Source organism: Frankia sp. ACN1ag, from assembly GCF_001414035.1.
In the GTDB taxonomy this organism is placed as follows: domain Bacteria; phylum Actinomycetota; class Actinomycetes; order Frankiales; family Frankiaceae; genus Frankia; species Frankia torreyi.
Genome location: NZ_LJPA01000009.1, coordinates 190,014 through 216,841 on the forward strand (window position 1 = coordinate 190,014; position 26,828 = coordinate 216,841).

The window sequence follows — 26,828 nt, forward strand, 5'->3', positions numbered from 1 at the left end:
GCCCTGTCGGGCTGCTCAGCGCCGCCGTCCATGGCTGATCGGCGCCCCGACAGGTTCGACAAGGAGCCCCACCGATGCCCATCGCCACCCCAGAGGCCTACGCCCAGATGCTCGACCGGGCGAAGTCCGAGGCCTTCGCCTACCCCGCGATCAACGTCACCTCGTCGCAGACCCTCAACGCCGCCCTGCGGGGATTCGCCGAGGCGGGCAGCGACGGAATCGTGCAGGTCTCCACCGGCGGGGCGGAGTACCTGTCCGGTTCGACGGTGAAGAACATGGTCCTGGGCGCGGAGGCCCTGGCCGAGTATGCCCACCACGTCGCGAAGGCCTACCCGGTCACCATCGCGTTGCACACCGACCACTGCCCGGCGGACAAGCTCGACACCTACATCCGGCCGCTCATCGCGATCTCGAAGGAGCGGGTCGCCGCCGGCCGCGAGCCGCTGTTCCAGTCCCACATGTGGGACGGCTCGGCCGTCGAGCTCGAGGAGAACCTCAAGATCGCCGAGGAACTGCTCGCCGACGCCACCGCCGCGAAGATCGTTCTTGAGGTCGAGATCGGCGTCGTCGGCGGCGAGGAGGACGGCGTCGTCGGCGCGATCGACGAGAAGCTCTACACCACGCCGGGCGACATGTGGCGGACCGCCGAAGTCCTCGGTTCGGGCGAGAAGGGCCGTTACCTGCTGGCCGCGACCTTCGGCAACGTGCACGGGGTGTACAAGCCGGGAAACGTCAAGCTTCGTCCGACGATTCTTCGCGAGGGCCAGGATCACGTCGCCCAGAAGCTGGGTCTGCCAGCCGGATCGAAGCCGTTCGATCTCGTCTTCCACGGCGGCAGCGGCTCGGACCTCAGCGAGATCCGGGAGACCCTGGACTACGGGGTCGTGAAGATGAATGTGGACACCGACACCCAGTACTCATTCACCCGTCCCATCGTGGACCACGTCTTCAAGAACTATGACGGGGTACTCAAGGTGGACGGCGAGGTCGGGGCGAAGAAGGCCTACGACCCGCGCACCTACGGAAAGCTCGCCGAAAGCGGCATGGCGGCCCGGGTGGCCCAGGCGTGCGAGGATCTCCGCTCGGCCGGTCGGTCCCTCAGCAAGGCCTAGCCACCACCCGCTCCCGAGCCCGGCCCGACCGCAACCCTCCCGGCCCGGAGGATCACACCCGGCGATCGTCGCGCCGGGTGTGCCACCGAGCACCGCCCGGACCGACCCGGGCACACCTGGGGTCGGGCCGNCCATTCGGGTGGCTTTTCTCGACTCTGCCGGCTTGGCCGGCGGACCGCTCGGCCCGGCCCCGGCGCGCAGCGGCAACCATTCCGGCGGCCGCGCGGATCCCCACCGGCCCCCGACGGTCGGGACGGAGCGACCGGCACAGAACGGACATCCGGCAGATCCACCCCATCGATCGTCTCCATGATGTCCCGTATCATGCGGGCACCCACGGTCCCCCAGTTGCGTCACGCGACTGGGGGACCACTGTCTTTCGTCGAGTGGTCCCCCTCGGGTCCGTTGCCCGGCCACGCTTATCAGCAGCAGGTTTCGGCCAGATCGACCCACACGAGGCGGACGTGCGGCCGCATCGGACGCCCCGAGTGCCCCACCAGGACATCCTCCCCCGAGACCTGGGCCTCCGAGCGTCGCTACGCCGCTGCGTGCCCGACCGAGCGCGGCGGGCACCCGAATGACAAGGTCGTAAGTCACCACCAGGTTTCCGTAGTTTTTCTCACACAGGTAGGCTGCCCAGGACGAACCGGGGTAAGCGGACCATTGCGCCCATCCAGCGCGCCGCGGCACAGTCGATATTGCTTCTCCGCAGGTCACCCATTCGGCGTGATTCACCACGCTCTGCTCGCCATAACCCATCGGCAAACAGGGTGATCAGCCGGCCACAAATACCCCCGTCCGCGATAACGCCAGGTTGATGAGCGGGCGCGCACGCGCGATACCAGTCACCCAGCGGGCACTCAAGCAGGCGCGCCGACTGTGCTCTTTTTCACGTGCCCTATTCAATGCTTGGCGACTCGCCGGCCGGCGTGGTTATGGTCTTCGCCGTGCCGACGACAACGTCTGGCATTCGTCGGGCGGCACGCCGAATCCTGCCCCCGGTCGACGATTTCTCCAGACCAGACGGCAGGAACGGGGGAACCATCTCCGAGCGTCGAAGGGATTCGATGCTCTCGGGGTGAAGCCGTGAGTGACGGACGCACCAGGGTCTTTCGGTGCGAGCACACGTCCCCAGGAATCCCTGGCATGGCCGGGCAGTTCCCAGCCCGAATCCGACAGCTCACCTCGCAGGCGTGGGGAAGGACCACAAACATATGTCCGACGCACGTACCAGTGGCCGACAATGGAGCGCCGGCACCCGTATCCGGGCGCGGGCCCTCATGGTTGCTCCGGTTCTCGCGGCGGCGGTCGGGGGTACCCTTGCGGTCAGCCAGCCGGCCGAGGCGCAAACCTGGGCGGGTCTGCGGCAGTGCGAGTCCGGCGGTGACTACACGACGAACACCGGCAACGGCTACTTCGGCAGCTATCAGTTCTCGGCCAGCACCTGGCACAGCCTCGGCTACAGCGGGCTGCCACATCAGGCGCCCCCGGCGGTCCAGGACGAGGCCGCCCTCCGGCTCGCCCAGCGCTCCGGCTTCGGCCAGTGGCCGNTCTGCGGTCGCGGCATGGGCGCCGACCAGCTCGCGGGCGGCTCGTCGGCCAGCGGCGCGGCGCAGGCGTCGCGCTCAGCGGCGCGGGCCCCGCTGACCGTCAGCCCCGCGGCCTCCACCACCCCGAACTTCACCCGCAACCTCACGGCCGCGCTGGTCGGGCAGGACCGGGCCGACGTGCGCGCCTGGCAGACCCGGATGAGCCAGCTCGGTTACCCGATCGCGGTGGACGGACACTTCGGGCCGCGCTCGGCCGCCGCCGCCCGCTCCTTCCAGGGCTCCCACGGTCTGGCCGTCGACGGCATCGTCGGCCCGGCGACCTGGCACGCCACCTTCGGCTGAGCGCCACATCACGCGCGGTAGCCATCCGGCCGATCGCCGCGCCGCCGAACGGCACCATGCGCATGTAGTCCATCCGACCCGGGACGCGGGGACGCGCGTCACGGCTCCCGGACGACCTTCCCACCCCGGTGACACCGGCCAGGGGAGCTCACCAACTCGCCCCGACCGGCCCGCCCGGACGCCCGGACGATCTCCGTGCGCGTTCCGAAACGGGCCGGTCGGCCACCCACTCCGCACCGGATGCCGACGCCGCCGTGGTGATACCCCGCGGCGCCGGCGGCACACCCCGCCACCCGATCGGGCGGCACCGTCGGGCTCCGCCGTTCGCGCGTCCCAACCTGGTTACTGCGAACCACCCCGGTTTGCGCCCCCTGNACCGTTATCGCTAGAGTGCCGATCACTCGCCACCCGGCGAGGTCGCTCGGACGGACGCCGAGTCCTGCCCGACGTGCGAGCGGCTGGAACTAGTACGCACCGCAACGGGCAGGAGTGGGGGACCCACCAATTCGGGCGTCCTGGACGCCCTTGGGGTTAAGCAGGCTCGTCCCAGCCATCCGGTGTGGGGAGAACGATTCCCACGCACCACCGACGGCCCGGGGCGGACCGGCCGGGCCATCCCAGCCCGCACCCGACAGCTCACCCCGCAGGCGATCGGGATTGGACTGACATGCCGTCAGGACGGCGTGGTGGTAAACATCGGGCCCCGCAGACCCACTCGACCGCGGGTCGCATCCTTCGCACCACCGGCGCGGTGACGGCCATCGTCGGCAGCGGGCTCGCGGTCACCGCGGCCCCCGCCGGCGCCGCCACCGCCGACGACTTCGCCAAGCTCCGGCAGTGCGAGTCCGGCGGGAACTACTCCATCAACACCGGCAACGGCTTCTCCGGCGGGTACCAGTTCGACGACCAGACCTGGCACAGCCTCGGTTACTCCGGCCGGCCCTACCAGGCCTCCCCCGCCACCCAGGACGAGGCCGCGGCCAAGCTCTACAACTCGCGGGGCTGGCAGCCGTGGCCGTCCTGCTCGCGCAAGATGGGCCTGACGAACAACGGCCCGGCCTCGGTCGGCTCCGGCTCCAGCGACGTCATCGAGCAGGCCCTCACCCCCGCCGAGCCGCCGATGACGCTCGACCGCGCCCGCCAGGAGATGGGCGACAACGCCTACAAGGGCACCGTCCTCAACGCCGATTACGGCGACGACGTCCGGCCGGACGCGTTCGTCTGGCAGGCCGCGATGCGCAACAAGAGCTTCCTGCTCACCGTCGACGGAAAGTTCGGTCCGCAGTCGCAGGGCATCGCCGCCCTCTATGGTTACCTGACCCGGGTCAGCGACGGCCAGCCCGGCGCCGTCGGCCAGAACCTGTGGAACGTCACCGTCCGATCGTGACCCGCCGCGACCGCCCACCACACCCGTGCGGCAGGTCGCCACGCCCGTGCGGCAGGTCGCCACGCCCGTGCGGCAGGATGCAGCCATGACGACGCCGTCCGACCCGGGCCGCAACCTGCTCTCAGGCCCGCCGCCGACGCTGCTGCCCTCCGACGCCATCGCCACCGACGCGCTGGCCGCGGGGGAGGCGCCGACGGCCGTGGCCGCCGCCTCGCCCGCGCTGAGCGCCCCGTGGGCCGCCCTCGCCGAGCTCGCGCTGGCCGGCGACCGGCCCGTCGAGGCGTACGCCTACGCCCGCACCGGATACCACCGCGGACTCGACGCGCTGCGCCGCGCCGGCTGGCGGGGCAACGGGCCGATTCCCTGGTCGCACGAGCCGAACCGCGGCTTCCTGCGGTCCCTGGCCGCGCTCGGGCGGGCCGCGGCGGCCATCGGGGAGGCCGAGGAGGCCACCCGCTGCCAGACCTTCCTCGCCGACAGCGATCCCGTCGCCGCCCGCGAACTCGGCTTCGACGGACCGTGAGATGCCGAAGCCGGACGGTAGATGCATCGCCCGACCGGCCACGCGCGAGTGCCATCCCTAGTAACCTCGCCCGGTGCCCGCTCTCGTCCTCATCGGCGCCCAATGGGGCGACGAGGGAAAAGGAAAGGCGACCGACCTTCTGGGCGGCGCCGTCGACTACGTCGTCCGTTATCAGGGCGGCAACAACGCCGGCCACACGGTGGTCATCGGGGAGGAGCACTACGCCCTCCACCTGATCCCCAGTGGCATCCTGCGGGCCGACTGCGTGCCGGTGATCGGCAACGGGGTTGTGATCGACCCTGGCGTCCTGCTCACCGAGATGGACGGGCTCGCCGCCCGGGGCATCGACGTCTCGCGCCTGCTGATCAGCGCGAACGCTCATCTGATCATGCCTCATCACCGGGCCCTGGATCGGGTGACCGAGCGCTACCTGGGCAAGGCGCGGATCGGCACCACCGGCCGCGGCATCGGCCCGACCTACGGCGACAAGGTCGCCCGCACCGGCATCCGGGTCCAGGACCTGCTCGACCCGGGCATCTTCCGCAAGAAGCTCGAACTCGCGCTGCGCGAGAAGAACCAGGTCCTGGCGAAGGTCTACAACCGGCGCCGGATCGAAGTGGACGAGGTCGTCGAGGAGTACGCCGGCTACGCCGAACGCCTCGGCCCGCACATCGCCGACACCAGCCTCGTGCTGGACCGTGCGCTGCGCGAGGGCAAGGTCGTGCTGCTGGAGGGCTCCCAGGGCACGCTGCTCGACGTCGACCACGGCACCTATCCGTTCGTGACCTCGTCGAACCCGACCGCCGGGTACGCGGCGACCGGCGCCGGCATCGGGCCGACCCGGATCAATCGGGTCGTCGGGATCATCAAGGCGTACACCACCCGGGTCGGCGCCGGCCCCTTCCCCACCGAGCTGGACGACAAGGTCGGCGAGGAGCTACGGCGCATCGGCGGCGAGTTCGGTGTGACGACCGGCCGCGCGCGGCGCACCGGCTGGTTCGACGCGGTGATCGCTCGCTACGCGGTGCGGGTCAACGGCCTGACCGACCTGTTCCTCACCAAGCTGGACGTGCTGTCCGGCTTCGACCGCGTGCCGATCTGCGTGGGTTACGACATCGGTGGCGAGCGGGTCGACGAGATGCCGATGACGCAGACCGAGTTCCACCACGCCCGTCCCATCTACACCGAGCTGCCGGGCTGGCATGAGGACCTCTCCGAGGTGCGGAAGTACGCCGACCTGCCCGCGGCCGCGAAGGACTACATCCGGACGCTGGAGGAGCTCTCCGGTGCTCCCGTCTCCGCGATCGGCGTCGGCCCGGGCCGGGACCAGACCCTGGTGATCAACGACCTGGTCTGACCGCGCCCGGCGCGGCCCCGGACGGCCGTCCCCCCACTTGCACAACGCAGAGTTACCGTCGAGGCTTGGACGGTCACAGTAAGCGATGGCGGGTGGGGGTGAGGACGGTGTCCGGTGCAGGGGCCCGCCCGTCCAGTGACGATCACTCCGTGCCCGGCCAGATGCCGGCGCCGCCCACCCCCGTCCCGGCCGACGCCCGCGCCACGGAGGCCCACGCCGCCGACGCCCGCGCCGCCGACGCCCGGCCGATCACGGAGCCCTTCGCCGCCGACGCCCGGCCGGTCCCCGACACCCGGCCGGCGCTGTGGGCGCCGGCGGCACGGCACCGGTACCTGCGCCCGACCGACTCCGACGCCTGGCCGGTCGGGTTCTCCCCCACCGGCGAGGCGCTGCCGGAGACGCTCACCGACGTGCTGCTTCGGGGCAGCCACGCCATCCGCAGCTCGAAGCGGGCCGAGGCCCAGCGGCTCGAACGCGCCGCCGCGGTCGCGAACCACGTCGACGCCCAGATCCGCGACTTCCTGGACTTCTGCGCCGCGGAGAACCTGGTGCCGCCGGTCACCGTGCGGGCCCGCGGCACCGTGGCGCGCCGGTCCGCGGGCCGGCACGGGTCCCGGCCGCGCGCGGTCGTCGACCCGCAGGGGAGCATCCCAGCGCGGGTCGCGCCGGATGCCGGCGACGATCCGGCCGCCGGCGGGCAGCCGGCACACCGGGTGCACCGCCGTGAGCGGCTGAAGGCCTGGCCGCTGCTGTACTGGCGGTGCGAGTCCTTCCCGGCGGCCGGGCGGTCGCTGCACCTGTTCGTCGAGCCAGGCGGGCGTGCCTTCGAGGGACGCGACGATCCGTCGCCGCTGACCGTGCTCGGCCGAGAGGTCCGGGTCTGGCCGGTCGACGCGGCCGTCATCGTCGCCGGCATGGCCGAGGTGGACGCCCGCCGCTGCGCCCTGCATCTGGTGCACGGGATGGCCCACCTGCTCTGGCGCGCGGGCGTCGGCCTCTAACCGCCCGGGCGGAGCCGGTTGCGGTGCGTTCTGCACGGTCTGAGCCCTGGAAACGTGCCGATCGCACCGCCGATCGCACCGCCGTGCGGCCCCGGCCGCCGCCGGCCGAGGGCCCGGAATCCGCGATCAGGCCACGACACGACCGAGCGTCGCGCGCCCGGTTTGTCCTGATAGGCGACCGTCGACGGGTGGGCGCGGAACGCCTGATGATCAGTTGCACGCTAGGCTGGGGCAGTGACCCGATCCGACCGCCACGGCCCCCGGCCCGTTCCGGCGGTCGCGGGGGTTCCGCGCCACCTGGTGCAACCGCGCCGGCTCCTCTCCCCGGCGCCGCGCGTCGGGGACCAGCTTTGACGGCCGCCCCCGGCCGCCGTCTGCGCTGCGTTCCGCTGCGGCGCGGCTGCGGCCCCGCCGGCTGTGGCCGCACCGCGCCATCCGATCGCACCGTGCCGTCCGACCGCACCGTCCCCGCCCCGGCCGTCCGCCAGGCCCCCGGTGCCCGCCGACGCGCGGCCGGCCGCCGTCCCCGCCCCGAGGTGAACAGATGAAGGTCCTGGTCGTCGGCTCCGGCGGGCGCGAGCACGCGCTGTGCCGGGCGCTCGCTCGCGACCCGCGGGTCGACGCGCTGGTGTGTGCGCCAGGCAACGCCGGCACGGCCGAACTCGCCGAGCCCCGCCCGCTCGACGTCGCCGACCCGGACGCGGTCGCCGACCTCGCCGACAAGGTCGGCGCGGATCTCACCGTGATCGGCCCCGAGGTGCCGCTGGTCGCCGGGGCCGCCGACGAGGTGCGCGCCCGCGGCCTGCCGGTGTTCGGCCCGAGCGCCGCCGCCGCCCGGCTGGAGGGCAGCAAGGCCTTCGCCAAGGGGGTCATGCGCGCCGCCGGCGTGCCCACGGCCGCCGCCCGCGACCACACCGAGGTCGAGCCGGCCCTCGCCGACCTCGACGAGTTCGGCCCGCCGTACGTGGTGAAGTACGACGGGCTGGCCGCCGGCAAGGGCGTCACCGTGACCGAGGACCGCGAGGCCGCCGTCGCCGCCGTGCGCGCGAGCCTGCGCGGCCCGGATGACCGGGTCGTCCTGGAGGAGTACCTCGACGGGCCGGAGGTGTCGCTCTTCGCGATCGTGACCGAGTCCGGCGCGGTCCTGCCGCTGTTGCCCGCCCAGGATCACAAACGGGTCGGCGACGGCGACACCGGGCCGAACACCGGCGGAATGGGCGCGTACACCCCGCTGCCCTGGGCATCGCACGGGCTGAGCGCGGAGATCGTCGCGACGGTGATCCGCCCGACCGTGGACGAGATGGCGCGGCGCGGCACCCCGTTCACCGGCCTGCTCTACGCGGGGCTCGCGCTGACCACCCGCGGCCCCCGGGTGGTGGAGTTCAACGTCCGCTTCGGCGATCCCGAGGTCCAGGCCATCCTCGCCCTGCTCACCACGCCGCTGACCGACGTGCTGTCCGGACGCCGCGCGCCGGTGTGGCGCTCCGGCGCCGCCATCAGCGTCGTCGTGGCCGCGCCCGGCTACCCGGCGGCGCCGCGCCTGGGTGATCCGATCCGGGGGCTCGCCGCCGCCGGGGCGCTGACGGGGGTCGACGTCCTGCACGCCGGGACCCGCCGGGACGCCGACGGGCAGGTCGTCTCGTCCGGCGGGCGCGTGCTGTCCGTCACGGCGATCGGCTCCAACCTGGAGTCCGCGCGAGGATCTGCCTACGAGGCCGTCAGCCGGATCTCGCTGGCCGGCGCCCACTACCGCACCGATATCGGGGACCCGTCCCGGATGCGTCATGCGGCTGACNTACACCGCGCGGACACCGCGCCGGGCGAGGACCCGACGCGGCCGAAGAAGAAGGAGTAGACCGTGTCGCAGAGCAGCACCGGGCCGGACCGTCCCCGGGTGGCCGTCGTCTTCGGGTCGCCGTCGGACACCCAGACGATGAGCAAGGCCGGCGCCACCCTGGAACGCTTCGGCGTGCCGTACGAGCAGGTGTCGCTGTCGGCGCACCGGGCCCCGCGCACCCTCGCCGAGTACGTCGGCCAGTTGCGCGCCCGGGACATCTCGGTGGTCATCGCCGGGGCGGGCCTGGCTGCGGCGCTGCCCGGCGCCGTCGCCGCGCTGACGACGCTGCCGGTGATCGGGGTGCCGATCTCCGGCGGGGCGCTCGACGGGATGGACTCGATGCTCGCCATCGCCCAGATGCCCCCCGGTGTGCCGGTCGCCACCGTCGGGCTGAACAACTCGACGAACGCGGCGATCCTCGCCATCCAGATCCTGGCGCTGTCCGACCCGGATCTGAGCCTCAAGCTCGCCGCGTTCAAGGACGACTTCGAGCAGGCCGCGGCGGACGCCCTGAGCGCGGCAGCCGACGCCGGCGCCGGCGCCCGGCCGTGATCGGCCGGTACACCCTGCCCGACATGGGCCGGGTGTGGTCCGAGGCGCACAAGTACGAGCTGTGGTGCCAGGTCGAGGTGCTGGTCATGGAGGCGCACGCCGCCGCCGGCCGGATCCCCGCCGACTCCGTCGCACCGGTCCGGGCGGCCCCCGCCCCCACGCCCGAGGCGGTCGCGGAGATCGAGGCCGTCACCCAGCACGACGTGATCGCCTTCCTGTCGGCCTGGGCGGACCGCACCGAGCCGCGCTCGGCCGCCGCCTACGTCCACTTCGGCATGACGTCGTCCGACCTGCTGGACACGGCGCTGGCCCTGCAACTCGTCGAGTCGACCGACCTGCTGCTGGCCCGCGCGGACACCCTCGTCGCGGCGCTGCGCGACCTGGGCCTGGCCCACCGGGACACCCTGCGGGTCGGGCGCACCCACGGCATCCACGGCGAGCCGACCGTGTTCGGCCACCGGGTCGCCGACCTCGCCTTCGGTCTCGCCCGCTGCCGCGACCGGCTGCGGGCGGCCCGCGCCGACGTGGCCGTCGCGAAGATCTCCGGGGCGGTCGGGACGTACTCGAACATCACCCCCGACGTCGAGGCGTACGTCGCCGAGAAGCTCGGCCTGCGCCCGACGCCGGTGGCCACCCAGGTCGTGCTGCGTGACGGCGTCGCGAACTGGGTGGCGGCGCTCGCCGGGCTCGCGACGCTGTGCGAGGCGGTGGCGCTGGAGGTGCGCCACGGCCAGCGCACGGAGGTCCGCGAGCTGTCCGAGCCGTTCGGCTCCGGGCAGAAGGGCTCCTCGGCGATGCCGCACAAGAAGAACCCGATCATGTCGGAGCGGATCGCCGGCCTCGCCCGGATCGTGCGCGCCCAGTACGTCCCCGTCCTGGAGGGGGNGCCGCTCTGGCACGAGCGCGACATCTCGCACTCGTCGACCGAGCGGATCGCCCTGCCGGACGCCGCGGCCGGCGTCGACTACCTGCTGCACCTGACGACGCGGCTGGTCACCGGCCTGGTCGTCGACACCGCGCGGATGCGGGCGAACCTCGACGCCACCGGCGGGCTGGTCTACACCTCGGCGGTGCTGCTGGAACTGGTCGAGACGGGCCTGTCCCGCGAGGACGCCTACGCCGTCACCCAGGCGGCGGCGATGGAGACCTGGCAGACCGGCGTGCCGTTCCGCGAGACCCTGCGCAAGCACGCTGGCGACCGCGGCCTGCCCCTCGACGAGGCCCGCCTCGACGAGGTCAGCCGCCCCGAGCGCTACACCGAGCGCCTCGGCCCCGTCTTCGCCGCCCTCGCCGCCCTCACCTGACCCGCGGCTGCCGGGGCCGGCTGGCGCCACCAGCCGGCCGGCCCCGGATACCTTCGCCTTCCGTCGTCGCATGATCACGCCAATCCACCGATCAGGCATGCCGCGGCCAGTCACGGACACGTACCTCGTCAAGCCGGCGTTCGACGACGGTACCCACCGGCCAGTCACCGACGAGCTGCATCAAACCGTCGGCCAGGTCGTCGGCNCCGGCGGCAGGCCATCGCTGCGCCTCGAGACTCGCGCGCAGCGCACTGACGTACCGGCGGCGGTCCGTTGCGACGTCACGAATCATCGCGGTCGTCGTCGCCCGGTGGGAGGACATCCCTGCGAACGCGCGCCCACAGCCACATCCGCCGTCGGGATTCCGGCGATCGGTCGCGCAGACGAGCCCGATCCACACGAGCTCCCCCTCGATGCAGTAGTTGAAGTCGTTGTGTCGGCGGCCCTGGGCGGTCGCCGTCGCGGTAAGGATCTTCAAGGTGGCTCCTCGGGTCAGGGAGGAATCGACTGCGCCGACGCCAGGTGGCGCTGGTCGCCGGGTGGAGCGGAAGAGGGACGGCGCCGGACCCGCGCATCGAAACATCCGGGAGCTCGACAGACGAGGAGCAAAAGTCACCGCAATGACATGATCACGACATCGCTGCAGCTAGGAGTCCTAGTTTCAGTGCCGAGGCAGTGCGCGCGAGAAGTGCACGGCGGCGGGCCCGGCGGCCCACTGCTCCGGTTCGCACAGTGACCGACCGAACGATCAGCCGCGTCGCCGGCCAGGACGACCGCCTCAGTGGATGAGGACTTCCAGGGCGACGAGGACCAGGCCGAGCAGGGAGCTGCCGGTCGCGTAGCGAACCAGCCGCCAGCCGCCGAGGCCCGCGGCCCGCCCGGCACGCAGCCCCCAGAGGGCCAGCAGGGCGACGCACGTCCACAGCGCCGCCTCCTGCGCGTCGTCGACGGAGGCGCCGGCGAGCCGCGCCAGCACCAGCACGCCCAGCGGGAGGATCGAGGCCCGTGCCAGCGGCCAGTTCGCCACCAGCGCCGTCCACGCCAGCCGCGGGCCACGGACCCGGGGGCCTGAGGATGGATCGGCCGGAGCGCGGTCCGGGGCGGGACGGCGGCTCACACCGGCGGCCGACCCGGGCGGGTCGGGGCCGGGGTCCGCGTCGCCGGGGCGATCAAGGGCCCCGCTCGGCTCGCCCCGGGCCAGCGGGTGGCCGACGGCATGGGCGTAGCCGTGGGCCAGCCAGAACACGGTCACGGTGACCAGGACGTCGAGCACGATGCCGGCCATCGGGTCGTGCCGCGGGTCCTGGGCGGCAAGCAGGCCCGCGGTGAGCACCGTGCCGTAGATCCCGCTCTCCGGACGTCCCCCGCCCGCTCCCCTCGCCATCCGCCCTCCGCCTCGCCCGCCGCCCCGTCGCTCGCCGCCCTCGCGTCGCCCGCCGCCCCCTCGCCTGCAGGCGGAACCGGTCGGCTCCGTCCATGCTCGGCGCTCGCCGCCGGCACCGCAGGTCGGTGGCGGCGGCGTCCGACCTGCGCGGTACGCCGCCAACAGACAAATCGCTGCGCGGGCATGGCGCGGGACGCACCAGGCCACGGGTGGTGTCCGGGGTCGGTACGGTCGGGGCATGCCGCTGACACATGAGGAGTTCGCCGGACTCACCCACCTGGGTTCGGGCAAGGTTCGGGAGCTGTTCGCGGTCGGGGACGACGCCGTGCTCCTGGTCGCCAGCGACCGCATCTCGGCGTTCGACGTGGTCCTGCCGACCGAGATTCCCGACAAGGGCGCCGTGCTGACCGGGCTGTCGCTGTGGTGGTTCGACCAGCTCTCCGACCTCGTCCCGTCGCACGTCATCAGCTCGAACGTGGACGAGTACCCGGCCGAGCTCGCGCCGTACACCGAGCAGTTGCGCGGCCGGTCGATGCTGTGCCGCCGGCTGGACATGGTGCTCATCGAGTGCGTGGCCCGCGGCTACCTGACCGGCAGCGGGCTGAAGGACTACCAGCGCACCGGCGCGGTCAGCGGGCACCCGCTGCCGGCCGGGCTGGTCGACGGCAGCAAGCTGCCGACGACGATCTACACCCCGTCGACGAAGGCGCCGATCGGCCAGCACGACGAGAACATCAGCCGCGCGGACGCGGCCGGGCGGGTCGGTGACGAGCTCGCCGCCGAACTGGAGCGGCTCACCCTGCAGATCTTCGGGCGGGCCAGCGACCTCGCGGCCGAGCGGGGCATCCTGCTCGCGGACACGAAGTTCGAGTTCGGCCACGACGCCGAGGGCACGCTGCGGCTCGCCGACGAGGTGCTCACCCCCGACTCGTCCCGGTTCTGGCCGGAGGACACCTGGTCGCCGGGCGTCTCCCAGCCGTCGTTCGACAAGCAGTACATCCGGGACTACCTGACGAGCACCGGCTGGGACAAGACCGAGCCGGGACCGGAGCTGCCAGACGACGTCGTCGAGGCGACGCGGGCCCGCTACGTCGAGGCGTACGAGCGGCTGACCGGCATCTCGTTCAAGGACTACCTCTCCACTTCCTGAGCCCACCGCACCGCGGGCGGCAGGCCGGGGAGGCCGGGGTGGGGGCAGCCCCACCCCGCAACGGCGGGTGGCCACAGCGAGAACCCGGTAGCTCACCGCAGTGACCATGAACGCCGGGAACGAGATCGTCGTTCCATGCGCACGCCACCTCCTTCGCCAGCCAGTCCCCCAGGTCAGACAGCCGTCGCGCCCGCATCCGGCCGGCACGTCCTGCGGCCGGAGCAGGCCGACCGGCCGACGCATCTCGCCGCCCGGGCGGCGCGGTGGAGCGTCCGGCACCGGTGGCTGGCCGTCGGCGGCTGGCTGCTCGGCGTCGCCCTGGCGATCGTCCTCGGCAGCACGATCGGCACCCACACCCTGGCCGACGCCGATTACGGAACCGGGGAGGATGCCCGGGCCCAGCACATTCTCGACGAGCACGGCTACGTCAACCCGGCCGACGAGAACGTCCTGATCCAGCGCGCCACCCCCGCGGCGAACCCGCAGGCGCTGCTGGCCGACCCGCAGATCCGGTCGGCGCTGACCGACGCCGCCGCCCGGGTCCGGGCGAGCGGGGTGGCGACGGCGGTGCGCGGCCCGCTGCCCCTGCCCGGCGTGAGCGCCGACCCCGGCCTGGTCTCCCACGATCTGCGCTCGGTGCTGCTGGCCTTCAATCTGAAGGGCACCGACGACGATCCGGCGCCGGTCGAGCCGACGCTGGACGCCGTCGCCGCCGTCCGGGCGGCGCATCCCGGCCTGTCGATCGAACAGTTCGGGGACGCCAGCGCCGACAAGGCCCTCAATGCCACCGTCGGCAAGGACTTCCACCGCGCCGAGCTGCTCGCCATCCCGCTGACTCTCGGCATCCTGCTGGCCGTGTTCGGCGCGGTGGTCGCCGCGGTGATCCCGATGGCGCTGGCGCTGACCGCCTTCGTCGGGGCGCTGGGCCTGGTCGCCTTCGCCAGCCGGCTGTTCCCGACCGACGACACGGCGACCTCGGTCATGCTGCTCATCGGGCTTGCGGTCGGCGTCGACTACGCGCTGTTCTACATCCGCCGGGAACGCGAGGAGCGGGCCGCCGGCCACGGGCCCGAGCGCGCTCTGGAGATCGCCGCCGAGACCTCCGGGCACGCGGTTCTCGTCTCGGGCCTCACCGTCGCGGCGTCCATGGCGGGCCTGTTCATCACCGGCCTGTCGGTGTTCACCGGGGTCGCCGTCGGCACGATCATCGTCGTCCTGGTGGCCGTGCTCGGCTCGCTGACCGTGCTGCCCGCGCTGCTGTCGCTGCTCGGCGACCGGGTGGAGCTGCTGCGCCTGCCGTGGCACCGCCGCGCGGGACGGCCCGCCCGGCGCGGCCGCCTCGTGAGGCGGCGTGATCGGGCCGGCACCGAGCCGGTCGAGCCGTTGGACCCCGCCGCCCACGACCCCAGGAACGACGACCCCAGGCACGACGGGCACCGGTCGGGCGACCATCGGGAGGAGCTGCTCGCGCGGCGGCGCGCCTACCAGGAACAGCTCGCCAGGCCGGGGATCATGGGCCGACTGCTGCGCCGGCCCGGGATGGTCGCCGCGGTGGCCGGCGGACTGCTGGTGCTGCTGGCCCTGCCGGCACTCGGGATGCACACCGCCGAACCCGGCATCGATGACATCCCGAAGAACCTGCCGATCATGAAGACCTACGAGCGGCTCTCCGCGGCGTTCCCCGGCGGCGAGGTGGCCGCGGCGGTGGTCGTCTCCGGCGCCGACGGCAACGACGTCACCACCCCGCAGGCGCGGGCCGCCATCGACGCGCTGCGCACCCGGGCGCTCGCCAGCGGCCGGATGTTCGAGCCGGTGGTCGTCACGATCACCGCCGACCATCGGGTCGCCCGGGTGAAGATCCCGATCGCGGGCAGCGGTACGGACAGGGAGTCGGTCAAGGCGCTGCACACGCTGCGGTCCGTGGTGATCCCGGCGACCATCGGCGCCACGCCGGGCCTGCACGCCGACGTCACCGGCACCACCGCCGGCTCCGCGGACTTCAACGCCCGCCTCAACAGTCGGATCCCGCTGGTCATCGGCTTCGTCATGGTGCTCGCCTTCGGGCTGCTGCTGGCCGCGTTCCGCAGCACCCTGGTCGCGGCCGTGGCCGTCGGGCTGAACCTGCTGTCGGTGGGGGCCGCGTACGGCCTGCTCGTCGCCGTCTTCCAGCACCACTGGGCAGACGGGCTGCTCGGCTACACCTCCACCGGGGCCGTCACCAACTGGCTGCCGCTGATGCTGTTCGTGGTGCTGTTCGGGCTGTCGATGGACTACCAGGTCTTCGTGCTCAGCCGGGTGCGGGAGGCCCGGGAGGCCGGGCTGTCCATGCGCGACGCGGTGACGGTGGGGGTGCGGCGCAGCGCGGGGGTGGTGACCAGCGCGGCGGTCATCATGGTCGCGGTGTTCTCGATCTTCGCGACGCTGTCCCAGGTCAGCATGAAGCAGCTCGGGGTGGGCCTGGGCGCGGCGATCCTCATCGACGCCACCCTGATCCGGGTGATCCTCATGCCGGCCGTGCTCACCCTGCTCGGGGAGCGCGTGTGGCGCGGCGGCCAGCCCGGGTCCGACGGCCCGCGCCGGCCCGACCTGCCCACCCAGCCGATCGGCACCGCCGCCACGGCCGGCACCGCCGCCACGGTCGGCGCGGCCGGCGCGGCCGGCGCGGTCGGCGCGGTCGGCGCGGCCGGCGCGGTCGGCACCCGGGTACCTGCCCGTTCGGACCGCCGGGCGATGCCCCCGGGGTGACGCTCCGCTGTCGACCCCTCGCAGGGGCGCGGGGCACGGGCGCGGGGCTGGGGAAACGGCACGTGGATCATCGGGACGATGCCCGGATCACAGGGAGTCGCGGCGAGCATTGCGGGCGAGTTACAGTGGCGCTCGACGTCCGGTACCCCACCCGAGGACTGGAACGGAAACCATGAGCATCGTCTCCTCCACCGCGCCCGACCGCGCCCCGCGCCCCGGCCGGCCCACCGGTTCCGAGTCCGTCGCCGCCGAGCCTGCAGCGACCGCCGATCCCGCGGCGGCGGCCCGGCCCACGGCGGCGGCCGCCGAGCTTCCCGCAACGGCGGCGCGGCCCACCGCCATCCCCAGCCCGGCGCCAGCGCCGGGCGGACCCGGTCGGCCCGTGCTGGCTCGCGACCGGGCCGAGCTACGGGCCGCCCTCGTCGCACTGGACCGGGCGGCCGGCGCGCACCCGCGAGCCGCCGCCGCGGGCGAGGCGGGGCCCGCCCGCGCGGCCTCGCGGCACGACCGGCCGGTCCGCGCCGTCGTCATGACCATGGGGGCGCTGCACGAGGGGCACGCCAGCCTGCTGCGCGCGGCCCGCGCCCGGGCGGACCAGGTGGTGGCCACGATCTTCGTCAACCCGCTGCAGTTCGGCGCGGGCGAGGACCTCGACCGCTATCCGCGCACGCTCGCCGCGGACCTCGCGGTGTGCGCCCGGGAGGGAGTCGACGTGGTGTTCGCCCCCGCGGTGATCCACGATCCGCCGCCGCTGGTCCGGTTCAGCGCCGGCCCGCTCGGCGCGGTGCTGGAGGGGGCGTCCCGCCCCGGCCACTTCGACGGGATGCTCACCCTCGTCGGGACCATGCTGCACCTGGTCCAGCCCGACCTGGCGTTCTTCGGGCGCAAGGACGCCCAGCAGCTCGTCTGCATCCGGCGGATGGTCGCCGACCTCGCCTTCGACGTGACCGTGATCGGGGTGGAGACGGCCCGCGAGCCCGACGGCCTGGCGAGGTCGAGCCGCAACGTCTACCTCACCGCCGAGCAGCGGACCGACGCGCTCGCGCTGTCCCGGGCGCTCGCCGCCGGCGCGGCGGCCGCCGGCGACGGGGCGCCGGCGGTGCTCGCGGCCGCGCGCGCCGTGCTCGACGCGGCGGACGGCGTGGACGTCGACTACCTCGAACTGGCCAGCCCCGAGGACCTGGGGCCGGTGCGCGGCGGCCCCGCGCTGCTGCTCGTCGCCGCCCGCGTGGGCACGACCCGCCTCATCGACAACATCTCGCTCATCCTCCCCACCGACACCCAGGGAGCCTGACCGTGCTGCGCACCATGCTCACCGCCAAGATCCACCGGGCCACGGTCACCCAGGCCGACCTGCACTACGTAGGCTCGGTGACGATCGACGCCGACCTGCTCGAGGCCGCCGACCTGCTCCCCGGCGAGCAGGTGACGATCGTCGACATCAACAACGGGGCCCGCCTGGAGACGTACGCGATCGCGGGCCCGGCCGGCAGCGGCGTGATCGGCATCAACGGCGCGGCGGCCCGGCTGGTCCAGCCCGGGGACCTCGTCATCATCATCGCCTACGGGATGATGGATGACGCCGAGGCGCGCCGGCACGTCCCGAGGGTGCTGTTCGTCGACGCCGAGAACCGGATCATCGGCCGTGGGCACGACCCGGCCGAGGCGCTTCCCGACGATCCCTCGAGCCTGCGCGGCGACGTCGCCGTGCCGGCCAACCCGGTGACGGCCGCCGCCCGCCGGGGCACCCCGGTCCACCAGGCCCCCGTCGCGGTCGCGGCGAGCCGGACGGTCGTGGCGCCCCGGTGATCGTGCTACCGTGCCGGCTCGGCGCGCCGCGTCCAGGATGGAGCCGCGCCGCGGACATCGTCGTCATCGGATCGGGGATCGCCGGCCTCACCGCGGTCCTGCACCTGCGCCGGGAGCTGCCCGCGGCCCGGGTCCTGCTGGTCACGAAGGCGCATCTCGACGCCGGCTCCACCCGCTGGGCGCAGGGCGGGATCGCCGCGGCGCTCGCCGCCGAGGACTCCCCCGCCGACCATCTCGCCGACACCCTCGTCGCCGGCGTCGGCCTGTGCGACCCGGACGCCGCGCGGGTGCTGGTCGACGAGGGACCGGCCCGGGTGCGGGAACTCGCCGAGCTCGGCGCGCGCTTCGACCGGGCCGACGACGGCTCGTTCGCCCTCACCCGCGAGGGCGGACACCTGCGCAACCGGATCGTCCACGCCGGCGGCGACGCCACCGGGCTGGAGGTCGAGCGGGCCCTGATCGCCGCGGTGCGGGCCGATCCGGCGGTCGAAGTGATCGAGAACGCGCTCGTCCTGGACCTGCTGCGGGATGCCGACGGCCGGGCGGCCGGCGCGACCCTGCACGTGCTCGGCGAGGGCAGTCAGGACGGCGTCGGGGCGGTCACCGCGCCCGCGGTCGTGCTCGCGACCGGCGGGATGGGGCAGATCTTCGCCTCGACCACCAATCCGGGCGTCTCCACCGGCGATGGCGTGGCACTGGCGCTGCGGGCCGGCGCCGTCGTCGCCGACCTGGAGTTCGTCCAGTTCCACCCGACCGCGCTGTGGCTGCCGCCGGCGGAATCGGCCCAGGTGGGCGCCCAACCCGGCGGCCAGCAGCCGCTGGTCAGCGAGGCGATGCGCGGCGAGGGCGCCGTCCTCGTCGACGCCGCCGGAGCGCGGGTGATGGCCGGTGCCCACCCGCTCGCCGACCTCGCCCCCCGCGACGTCGTCGCCAAGCAGATGTCGCGGGTGATGGCCGCGCAGGGGGTCGAGCACCTCTACCTCGACGCCCGGGGGCTCGGGGCGCAGACGATCGAGCGACGCTTCCCCTCGATCACCGCTCGCTGCCGCTCCGTCGGCGTCGACCCGGTGACCATGCCGATCCCGGTCGCGCCGGCCGCCCACTACGCCTCCGGCGGGGTGCGCACCGACCTGTGGGGCCGCACCACCGTCCCCGGCCTGTACGCCTGCGGGGAGGTGGCCTGCACCGGGGTGCACGGCGCCAACCGGCTGGCGTCGAACAGCCTGCTGGAGGGCCTGGTCTTCGCCGCCCGCATCGCCCAGGACATCGCGGGCGCCGAGCACGCGGGCCGGTGCCGGGACGCGGTGCCGGCCGCCCCGGTCGTCGGCCGGGGCAGCGGACTGACCGATCCGGCCGAACGCGCCGAGCTGACCCGGGCGATGACCGACGGCGCCGGGGTGCTGCGCAGCGCCGACAGCCTGCGGGCGACGGCGAAGGTCCTCGCCGGCCTCGGGGACCTTCGGGTCAGCGGCGCAACCGTGACCGCCGGCCCGCCGGCCTGGGAGATGACCAATCTGCGTACCGTCGCAACCGCGCTGGTCGCCGCCGCCGCGACCCGCACGGAGACGCGGGGCTCGCACTGGCGGGAGGACTTCGGTGACCGCGACGACGCGCACTGGCTCGGCCGGATCCTGACCCGGCTCGACCCGGAGGGGGAACTGATCATCAACGTCGAACCCATGCGGCCGGCGCCGTGAGCGGGACCGACGGGCACGGCCAGACCGACGGGCACGGCCAGACCGAGGTGCACGGCTGGACCGAGGTGCACGGCTGGACCGAGGTGCACGGCTGGACCGAGGTGCACAGCGGTCGGCTGTCCCCCGCCACCCGCAGCGCGCTGGCCGCGGCCGGCCTTGACCCCGAAGGCGTCGTCGCGGTGATCGGCCGGGCCGTCGCCGAGGACCTGCCGAGCTGCGAGCCGGACGGCCCGGGCGGCGGCGCCGGCGCGGTCGACGCCACCTCCGAGGCGACCGTCGACGCTGCCCTGGTCGGGCACGGCGCCCTGGTCAGCCGCGCGGCGGGGACGGTCGCCGGGCTGCCGGTGGCCGCGGCCGTGTTCGAGAGCCTGCTCGGCCGGTCCGTGACCGTCACCCTGACCGCCCGCGACGGCGACGCCGTCTCCCCCGGCACGACGGTGGCCCGGGTCAACGGCCCGGTCCGGGGCCTGCTCACCGCCGAGCGCACCGCGCTGAACCTGCTGTGCCACCTGTCCGGGATCGCCACGCTGACCCGGGCCTGGGTCGACGCCGTCGCCGGGACGGGCGCGGCGATCCGCGACACCCGCAAGACACTGCCCGGCCTGCGCGCCCTGGAGAAGTACGCCGTGCGCTGCGGCGGGGGCAGCAATCACCGGATGTCGCTGACCGACGCCGCCCTGATCAAGGACAACCACGTGGTCGCCGCCGGCGGGGTGGCGGCGGCCTTCGCCGCGGTGCGGGCCCGGTTCCCGGGGCTGCCCGTCGAGGTCGAGTGCGACACCGTCGACCAGGTCGCCGAGGCGGTCGCCGCGGGGGCTGACCTCATCCTCTGCGACAACATGACCCCGCGGGACCTGCGGGCCTCGGTGGCCGTCGCGAGGCCCGCGGGGGTACGCCTGGAGGCCAGCGGCGGGCTGAGCCTGCGGGNGGCTGCGGACATCGCGGCCACCGGGGTGGACTATCTTGCGGTCGGCGCCCTGACCCACTCGGCGCCCGCTCTCGATCTCGGCCTCGATCTCGATCCCGGCCGGCAGTCGGGACCGGACTGCGCGGGCCCGACCGTGGAGGAGTCCTGATGCTGCTCGCCATCGACGTCGGCAACACCAACACCGTCGTCGGCGTCTTCGACGGCGACGACCTCGCCGACTCCTGGCGGGTCCGCACCGATCCGCACGCCACCGCCGACGAGCTCGTGCTGCTCTACCGCGGGCTGCTCGGCGAGCATCGGATCACGGGCGTGTCGATCTGCTCGACGGTCCCCGCGGCGCTGCGGGAGCTGCGCCGGATGGTGGTCCGCGCCTTCCGCGACATTCCGGTCGTCATCGTCGAACCGGGTACCCGGACGGGGGTGCCGATCCTGATCGACAACCCCAAGGAGGCCGGGGCGGACCGCATCATGAACACGCTCGCCGCGCATCACCTGTACGGCGGGCCGGCGATCGTCGTCGACTTCGGGACCTCGACGAACCTGGACGTGGTCTCGGCGCGGGGCGAGTTCATCGGCGGGGTGCTCGCGCCCGGCATCGAGATCGCGCTGGACGCGCTGGCGTCCCGGGCGGCGCAGTTGCGCAAGGTCGAGCTCACCCCGCCGCGGTCGGTGATCGGCAAGAGCACCGTCGAGGCGCTGCAGTCCGGGATGATCTACGGGGTCGCCGGGCAGGTGGACGGGCTGGTCCGACGGATCCGCGCCGAACTCGGCGCGCACGCGACCGCGATCGCCACCGGCGGGCTCGCCTCGCTCGTCGTCAAGGAGAGCGAAACGCTCGACCGGCACGAGCCGCATCTCACACTCATCGGTCTCCGCCTGGTCTTCGAGAAGAACATCTGATTCCGGCCCCGGCGTGATTCGTCCGGCGAGCGGCGGACGAATTCTCCCCCGGATGGTGGTCGGACAACCGACAGCCCGCCGGATCCGGGGTGCGCGACCGGTTCCACCGGTTACGATTCCAAGCTATGCGGGACCGATCCTCGGAGGCTTGGACGGGTGACGGGCCCGGCCGGGCCGGGCGTCTCGTCCGGCCCTTCCTTCTCGCGCTGTCGACGGTATTTCTGTATACCGCCGTGACGGCGTCGTCCGGATGGAATGCACCGGCGTTCGCGGCGGCGCGCCCCCGCACCCTGGCGGTGCTGGGCGACTCCTACTCCTCCGGCGAGGGCAGTCCGCCCTTCGACGTGCTCACGCCCCGCTGTCGGCGTAGCAACCAGGCGTGGCCGCGAAAACTCGCCACCATGGAGCCGCCGGCCACCGTCGCGCTGTTCGCCGCGTGCGCCGGGGCGACCACGGACGCCCTCAACGAATCGTTCAAGGGCGAAGTGCCACAGCTCACCCAGTTGCGGCGGCTGCGCACCGCCCCGGATGTCGTCACCATCACCATCGGCGGCAACGACGCCGGTTTCAGCAACGTAATCCTGAGCTGCTTCGCCTGGAAATGTTTCTGGGATGGCGAGGACAAGCGCGAGCGAAATCTCATCACCAAGGAACTCCCGGACGTCCTGAGCGCGAACTATGCTGCGGTGAAGGCGGCGGCGCCACACTCCAGGATCCTCGTCGTCGGATATCCCGACATCTTCCCGAGCANCCAGCGCAAGAACACCTGTAAATGGCTGAGCAACACCGAACGGCGCCAGCTCACCAACCTGAACAGCCAGTTGAACCGGGTGATCCGACGGGCGGCGGCCGACGCGGACGTGGAGTACGTCGCGACCGACCGGGCGCTGCGCGGCCACGAGATCTGTACCAAGGACTCCTGGGTGGCCCCGATCGGCCTGCTGCCGCCGGCCCGCGACCTCAGCGCGCACCCGACGGCCCGGGGCCAGCAGGCCATCGCCACGGCGGTCGACCGCTACCTCGCCGATGACCGCCGCTGACCCTCCGTCCGGCGGTGCCCGGGGGCGATCGCGGCCGGCGATGGCACGATCAGGTCCTGAAGGAGGGGTGGTCTTCAGCCGGTACCCGAGGCGGCTGGCTCCCCTGAACGCTAGGCTCTCACCTAACGCAGATGTCGGCGGCTTGGAAGCAGACAATCATGACGATACGTAGTGCAGACCAGGTCTATACGATACGTATCGAACCGGCGGAAATCGACGGCGGCTACATCGCGGAGGTCCTCGAGCTCCCAGGGTGCGTGTCCCAGGGCGACAGTCTCGACGAGACGGTGGACAACATCCTCGACGCGATGATCCTCGTCCTGGAGGTCCAGAGCGGCCAGCACCTCAGCGTGGGCCGGCACGAGCAGCCCGACGCCGACAGACTACCGACGGAGCTGTCCGTCCCGGTCCGGGTGGCGGCCTGAGCTCCGCGGCCCCTACGACAGCGGATCGTCAGCGCCGCCGGAAGTAGTCGCAGTACTCCTCCGGGGTGAGTCCGGCTCGTTCGATGAGCTTGGCCAGCAGCGGCCGCTTGACCTCCTGTCCATTGCAGGGCACCGAGAGATTCGCCTGCACCCCGGCCCGGCGGAGCACGACGTGGCTACCGCTGCGGCGAGCCACCTCCCAACCCGCCCGTTGGAACGCGGCCACATGCCGGTCTCCGACCGCGACGGGAAGATCTTTCAGCCCCATCAAACCTGGCCTATTCGTCGTCGAATGGAACAGACTTGCGTAGCGCCGTAACAGCCGGGCCGTGAACAGAAGATCTCCGACCCGTGCACACGCACCGTACCGGCAAGGGATGCACGATCCCCGCCCAGGTACGCACACGGATCGCCGAGAGCTACAAAACGTTCCATAACGGACACAACGTGTCAAGCTGACACTGTCGTGGTAGGTGATCGGCGACTTTCCGGTATGGGTGGCCACGGCAGATCACAGCGCCCCAGTCGTGCCGCGCCGCCGGGCCGACCACGCCGCCGCGCCGCCGACCGATCTCGCCCACCCGTTCGCGCCAACGGCTCGCACCCCGCCACCTGCGGTGCGGCACTCCAAGGTGACCTGCGGATGCGCGACGCCGACGACCCGAGGACAATCGGCCACGTTATGCAGTCGGGTGCGAGCTCGCGGCCAACTCCGGCGCGAGCGCCGGGGGACGGCGGATGTCGGTTCTACCACTTGCACGCAGGGTGGCAGTGAGGTGCCGCAGAGCCCACAACGGATAGGGGCCGCGGAACACCTCATGCCCGGCATGCATGCCGGTGGGGTCACACGCATTTGACAGCAAGCCTGAAGTTAGCCTTACCTAAGTAAATGCTCGTGCCACTGCCGGCTCCCGCAACGCCGCGGGAGCCGGCCGCCGAAGGCGGATCCTCGCCTCCCCGATCCCCACGGGAGTCGAGCGCGACCGCCGCCCAGGGAATGGTCCCGCCTAGCCTCGCCAGCGCGCTGGAACCTCGCAGCCTGTGTCACGGCGTGCCGACCGGCCCCGGCTGGGCGGACTGCGCCTTCCTCTCCGGCCCGGCGGGAGTGACGCGGTCGCTGGCCCGGATCGCCCGGTCCCATCCCGGCGCCAGCCCCGAGGTCGCCGCGAGCTACCTGGCCAACTGGTACTCCGCCGCCGTCGTCGCGCCCGCCATCGCCTCCTACGTGCTGCTGCGGCGAGTCCCGGACCTGGGACCGGCGGGAATGTCGCTGCGGGAGCTCGACAGCGGCTGGTTCGACCGGACGGCGCTGCACCTGCCCGTCGGGACGGCGCTGGCCGACTCCGCGCCGGCCGAGGGCCCCGTCGACCGGGCGACGCGGCCCCACGTCGGGTCGGACCGGGTGGTCGGCGATCTCGCCGCGCTGCGGGAGGTCCTCGTGGACGAGGTGCTCACCCATCTGAGTCCGTTCGTCCGCGAGCTGCGGGCGCGGGTCCGACTCGGCTACCCGGCCCTCTGGGGCGCCGTGGCCGCTCAGTGCGCCCGGGCCTTCCTGCTGACCGAGCGGGCCACCGGGGACCCCGATGCGGGACGGCAGGAGGCGGACGCCTTCTTCGAACGGGCGGCCCCGACGATGCGTGCCCGCCCGCGTTGGCACGAATTCGTCCATCGCGGCCGGCCCTACACCGGGATGCGCTGTGGATCGTGCTGCCTCGCGCACCGCCTCGGGGACGAGTACTGCACGACCTGCCCCTTCACCGACGACACCGAACGGGAGCGGCGCATGCGTGCCTGGATAGATACGCAGGGTAATGGAGGTCTTGCGGTCTGACCTGCGTTCGGCACGCGGTCCGCGGTTGGCGCACGTAAAGTAGCTATAGGAAGGCGTTGAGTCCGACAATTGCAAGATCTTTAAAGTCTTGACGCCGAACAGTAACATCAAAATGACAAAGCGATGTGCATGTGGCGCCAATCACAACAGAAGGCACCCCACCATCGACTACCGTCGGTAGCGACGAGGGAGAGTCGGCTCGGGCGGGAGACCGCCTGGCGGGCGGATCCCACCGCCCCGAGCGGGCGGGCGGCGATGGTGCCGCGCGGCTCGAGTCGTTCTGCTCTTGGCGGAACGACGTGACGGAATCATGGCTGGTCGGCCACGGTTGCCCTAGGCGTCTCCGCTGGTCGGACCGGCAGTTGAGCTGGTCCTCCGTCCCCGACGAAGTGGACGGAGCCGGCGGGTAGGTTTCTGTTCGATGCGTGAGGACATGCCTCGGCGGAGCTAGCATGCGGATACCGGCTGTCGTGTGGTCGGTCGCAGCTCGAAGGAGCGCACATGTTCGAGAGATTCACCGACCGGGCACGTCGGGTCGTCGTCCTGGCCCAAGAAGAGGCCAGGATGCTCAACCACAACTACATCGGGACCGAGCACATCCTGCTCGGCCTGATCCACGAGGGCGAGGGCGTCGCCGCCAAGGCCCTCGAGTCCCTCGGCATCTCCCTTGAGGGTGTGCGGTCTCAGGTCGAGGAGATCATCGGCCAGGGCCAGCAGGCACCGAGCGGGCACATTCCGTTCACCCCGCGTGCGAAGAAGGTCCTGGAGCTGTCGCTTCGGGAGGCCCTCCAGCTCGGCCACAACTACATCGGGACCGAACACATCCTGCTCGGCCTGATCCGCGAGGGCGAGGGCGTCGCCGCCCAGGTGCTCGTCAAGCTGGGCGCGGACCTCAACCGCGTGCGCCAGNAGGTCATCCAGCTCCTGTCCGGCTACCAGGGCAAGGGCGAGACGGCCACCTCCGGCGCTCCGGCCGAGGGCACCCCGTCCACCTCGCTGGTGCTCGACCAGTTCGGCCGCAACCTCACCGCGGCGGCGCGCGAGTCCAAGCTCGACCCGGTCATCGGGCGCGAGAAGGAGATCGAGCGCGTCATGCAGGTGCTGTCGCGCCGGACCAAGAACAACCCGGTCCTGATCGGCGAGCCCGGAGTCGGCAAGACCGCCGTCGTCGAGGGCCTGGCGCAGGCGATCGTCAAGGGCGAGGTGCCCGAGACCCTGAAGGACAAGCAGCTCTACACCCTCGACCTCGGCGCCCTGGTCGCCGGTTCCCGCTACCGCGGTGACTTCGAGGAGCGGCTGAAGAAGGTCCTCAAGGAGATCCGCACCCGCGGCGACATCATCCTGTTCATCGACGAGCTGCACACGCTGGTCGGCGCGGGCGCCGCGGAGGGCGCGATCGACGCCGCGTCGATCCTCAAGCCGATGCTCGCCCGCGGTGAGCTGCAGACCATCGGTGCCACCACCCTCGACGAGTACCGCAAGCACCTGGAGAAGGACGCCGCGCTCGAGCGCCGCTTCCAGCCGATCCAGGTCGCGGAGCCGTCGGTGGCNCACACCATCGAGATCCTCAAGGGCCTGCGCGACCGGTACGAGGCGCACCACCGCGTCTCGATCACCGACGCCGCCCTGGTCGCCGCCGCCTCCCTGGCCGACCGGTACATCTCGGACCGCTTCCTGCCGGACAAGGCGATCGACCTGATCGACGAGGCCGGCTCGCGGATGCGCATCCGCCGGATGACCGCGCCGCCGGACCTGCGCGAGTTCGACGAGCGCATCGCGGGTGTCCGCCGGGACAAGGAGTCCGCGATCGACGCGCAGGACTTCGAGAAGGCCGCCTCGCTGCGGGACAAGGAGAAGACCCTCCTGTCCGAGAAGGCGAAGCGGGAGAAGGAGTGGAAGGCCGGCGACATGGACGTCGTCGCCGAGGTGGGCGACGAGGAGATCGCCGAGGTGN

General features: G+C 72.8%; 22 protein-coding genes, 6 pseudogenes and 2 riboswitches. Of the genes and pseudogenes, 26 read left to right on the forward strand and 2 right to left on the reverse strand.

All coding sequences use genetic code 11. From position 1 onward, the window contains the following. The first annotated feature begins 74 nt into the window (after nucleotides 1-74). The 11 genes and pseudogenes from fbaA to UK82_RS37130 form a co-directional block, all read left to right on the forward strand. Nucleotides 75-1,112, forward strand: a complete 1,038-nt coding sequence (fbaA, locus tag UK82_RS10480) for a class II fructose-bisphosphate aldolase (protein WP_055406994.1) — start codon at nucleotides 75-77, stop codon at nucleotides 1,110-1,112. A gap of 973 nt (nucleotides 1,113-2,085) precedes the next feature. Next, nucleotides 2,086-2,319, forward strand: a riboswitch (cyclic di-AMP (ydaO/yuaA leader). A 7-nt stretch (nucleotides 2,320-2,326) separates the two neighbouring features. Next, nucleotides 2,327-2,662: transglycosylase family protein (locus tag UK82_RS37115; protein WP_236705757.1), on the forward strand; the 336-nt coding region annotated here is incomplete at its 3' end. 1 nt (nucleotide 2,663) lies between these two features. After that, a pseudogene (locus UK82_RS37120) lies at nucleotides 2,664-3,004 on the forward strand (peptidoglycan-binding protein); the annotation flags it as partial. Nucleotides 3,005-3,466: 462 nt separating this feature from the next. Continuing rightward, nucleotides 3,467-3,669: riboswitch (cyclic di-AMP (ydaO/yuaA leader) on the forward strand. Between the two features lie 2 nt (nucleotides 3,670-3,671). Continuing rightward, nucleotides 3,672-4,391 (forward strand): transglycosylase family protein, encoded by a 720-nt coding sequence (locus UK82_RS10490; protein ID WP_055406996.1) that lies wholly within the window; start codon nucleotides 3,672-3,674, stop codon nucleotides 4,389-4,391. 85 nt (nucleotides 4,392-4,476) lie between these two features. Continuing rightward, nucleotides 4,477-4,914, forward strand: coding sequence for a DUF3151 domain-containing protein (locus UK82_RS10495; RefSeq protein ID WP_044884025.1), 438 nt, complete (start codon nucleotides 4,477-4,479; stop codon nucleotides 4,912-4,914). A 73-nt stretch (nucleotides 4,915-4,987) separates the two neighbouring features. Beyond that, on the forward strand, nucleotides 4,988-6,271 hold the full coding sequence (locus tag UK82_RS10500; protein WP_044883970.1) for an adenylosuccinate synthase: 1,284 nt from the start codon (nucleotides 4,988-4,990) through the stop codon (nucleotides 6,269-6,271). Nucleotides 6,272-6,378: 107 nt separating this feature from the next. Further along, nucleotides 6,379-7,272, forward strand: a complete 894-nt coding sequence (locus UK82_RS10505; protein WP_044884026.1) for a hypothetical protein — start codon at nucleotides 6,379-6,381, stop codon at nucleotides 7,270-7,272. Nucleotides 7,273-7,816: 544 nt separating this feature from the next. Further along, nucleotides 7,817-9,067 (forward strand): phosphoribosylamine--glycine ligase (gene purD / locus UK82_RS10510; protein WP_236705758.1); only part of this gene is annotated, 1,251 nt, incomplete at its 3' end. A gap of 63 nt (nucleotides 9,068-9,130) precedes the next feature. Then, nucleotides 9,131-9,661, forward strand: coding sequence for a 5-(carboxyamino)imidazole ribonucleotide mutase (gene purE / locus UK82_RS10515; RefSeq protein WP_044883972.1), 531 nt, complete (start codon nucleotides 9,131-9,133; stop codon nucleotides 9,659-9,661). After that, a partial coding sequence (locus UK82_RS37125; protein WP_255354278.1) for a lyase family protein occupies nucleotides 9,658-10,546 on the forward strand: 889 nt, incomplete at its 3' end. The genes purE and UK82_RS37125, both read left to right, overlap by 4 nt. A 1-nt stretch (nucleotide 10,547) precedes the next feature. Next, a pseudogene (locus UK82_RS37130) lies at nucleotides 10,548-10,965 on the forward strand (adenylosuccinate lyase); the annotation flags it as partial. A gap of 778 nt (nucleotides 10,966-11,743) precedes the next feature. Here the strand turns inward: UK82_RS37130 and UK82_RS10530 are convergent. Continuing rightward, nucleotides 11,744-12,349: a hypothetical protein gene (locus UK82_RS10530; protein ID WP_052680974.1), complete on the reverse strand. Its 606-nt coding sequence runs from the start codon at nucleotides 12,347-12,349 to the stop codon at nucleotides 11,744-11,746. 238 nt (nucleotides 12,350-12,587) lie between these two features. Here UK82_RS10530 and UK82_RS10535 point away from each other — a divergent pair, with 238 nt between their 5' ends. The 11 genes and pseudogenes from UK82_RS10535 (at nucleotide 12,588) to UK82_RS10575 (ending at nucleotide 23,043) form a co-directional block, all read left to right on the forward strand. Continuing rightward, nucleotides 12,588-13,499 (forward strand): phosphoribosylaminoimidazolesuccinocarboxamide synthase, encoded by a 912-nt coding sequence (locus UK82_RS10535; RefSeq protein WP_055407000.1) that lies wholly within the window; start codon nucleotides 12,588-12,590, stop codon nucleotides 13,497-13,499. A gap of 135 nt (nucleotides 13,500-13,634) precedes the next feature. Continuing rightward, nucleotides 13,635-16,244: an MMPL family transporter gene (locus tag UK82_RS31240; RefSeq protein WP_055407001.1), complete on the forward strand. Its 2,610-nt coding sequence runs from the start codon at nucleotides 13,635-13,637 to the stop codon at nucleotides 16,242-16,244. 382 nt (nucleotides 16,245-16,626) lie between these two features. Then, nucleotides 16,627-17,538, forward strand: a complete 912-nt coding sequence (panC, locus tag UK82_RS10545; RefSeq protein ID WP_044884028.1) for a pantoate--beta-alanine ligase — start codon at nucleotides 16,627-16,629, stop codon at nucleotides 17,536-17,538. 2 nt (nucleotides 17,539-17,540) lie between these two features. After that, a complete protein-coding gene (panD, locus tag UK82_RS10550) occupies nucleotides 17,541-18,053 on the forward strand; it encodes an aspartate 1-decarboxylase (RefSeq protein WP_044883977.1) in 513 nt (170 codons plus the stop codon). Next, the gene (locus UK82_RS10555) at nucleotides 18,050-19,750 is read left to right on the forward strand and encodes an L-aspartate oxidase (protein WP_044883978.1); all 1,701 of its coding nucleotides are present in this window, start codon (nucleotides 18,050-18,052) and stop codon (nucleotides 19,748-19,750) included. The genes panD and UK82_RS10555 overlap by 4 nt, the downstream gene beginning before the upstream one ends. A gap of 65 nt (nucleotides 19,751-19,815) precedes the next feature. Beyond that, on the forward strand, nucleotides 19,816-20,677 hold an 862-nt coding region (gene nadC / locus UK82_RS10560), incomplete at its 3' end, for a carboxylating nicotinate-nucleotide diphosphorylase (RefSeq protein ID WP_396230516.1). Between the two features lies 1 nt (nucleotide 20,678). After that, a pseudogene (locus UK82_RS37135) lies at nucleotides 20,679-20,826 on the forward strand (nicotinate-nucleotide diphosphorylase (carboxylating)); the annotation flags it as partial. Then, nucleotides 20,826-21,578, forward strand: coding sequence for a type III pantothenate kinase (locus UK82_RS10565; RefSeq protein WP_009741643.1), 753 nt, complete (start codon nucleotides 20,826-20,828; stop codon nucleotides 21,576-21,578). The pseudogene UK82_RS37135 and the gene UK82_RS10565, both read left to right, overlap by 1 nt. 125 nt (nucleotides 21,579-21,703) lie before the next feature. Continuing rightward, nucleotides 21,704-22,328 (forward strand): SGNH/GDSL hydrolase family protein (locus UK82_RS37140; protein WP_236705760.1); only part of this gene is annotated, 625 nt, incomplete at its 3' end. Nucleotide 22,329: 1 nt separating this feature from the next. After that, nucleotides 22,330-22,618, forward strand: a pseudogene (locus tag UK82_RS37145) (SGNH/GDSL hydrolase family protein); the annotation flags it as partial. A 158-nt stretch (nucleotides 22,619-22,776) separates the two neighbouring features. Beyond that, complete coding sequence (locus UK82_RS10575) at nucleotides 22,777-23,043, forward strand: type II toxin-antitoxin system HicB family antitoxin (protein WP_035923406.1); 267 nt, start codon at nucleotides 22,777-22,779, stop codon at nucleotides 23,041-23,043. Nucleotides 23,044-23,071: 28 nt separating this feature from the next. Here the strand turns inward: UK82_RS10575 and UK82_RS10580 are convergent, their stop codons facing one another. Next, on the reverse strand, nucleotides 23,072-23,311 hold the full coding sequence (locus tag UK82_RS10580) for a type II toxin-antitoxin system HicA family toxin (RefSeq protein ID WP_044883980.1): 240 nt from the start codon (nucleotides 23,309-23,311) through the stop codon (nucleotides 23,072-23,074). A 621-nt stretch (nucleotides 23,312-23,932) separates the two neighbouring features. On the opposite strand from UK82_RS10580, the gene UK82_RS10585 reads away from it, so the two are divergent. The 4 genes and pseudogenes from UK82_RS10585 to UK82_RS37160 all read left to right on the forward strand — a co-directional run. Further along, complete coding sequence (locus UK82_RS10585) at nucleotides 23,933-24,874, forward strand: (2Fe-2S)-binding protein (RefSeq protein ID WP_236705761.1); 942 nt, start codon at nucleotides 23,933-23,935, stop codon at nucleotides 24,872-24,874. 501 nt (nucleotides 24,875-25,375) lie between these two features. After that, nucleotides 25,376-25,783, forward strand: a 408-nt coding sequence (locus UK82_RS37150) for a Clp protease N-terminal domain-containing protein (RefSeq protein WP_304438047.1), incomplete at its 3' end; no start/stop codon positions are given. Between the two features lies 1 nt (nucleotide 25,784). Then, nucleotides 25,785-26,424, forward strand: a pseudogene (locus tag UK82_RS37155) (AAA family ATPase); the annotation flags it as partial. Nucleotide 26,425: 1 nt separating this feature from the next. Continuing rightward, nucleotides 26,426-26,827 (forward strand): annotated as a pseudogene (locus tag UK82_RS37160) (UvrB/UvrC motif-containing protein); the annotation flags it as partial. Nucleotide 26,828 lies beyond the last annotated feature (1 nt).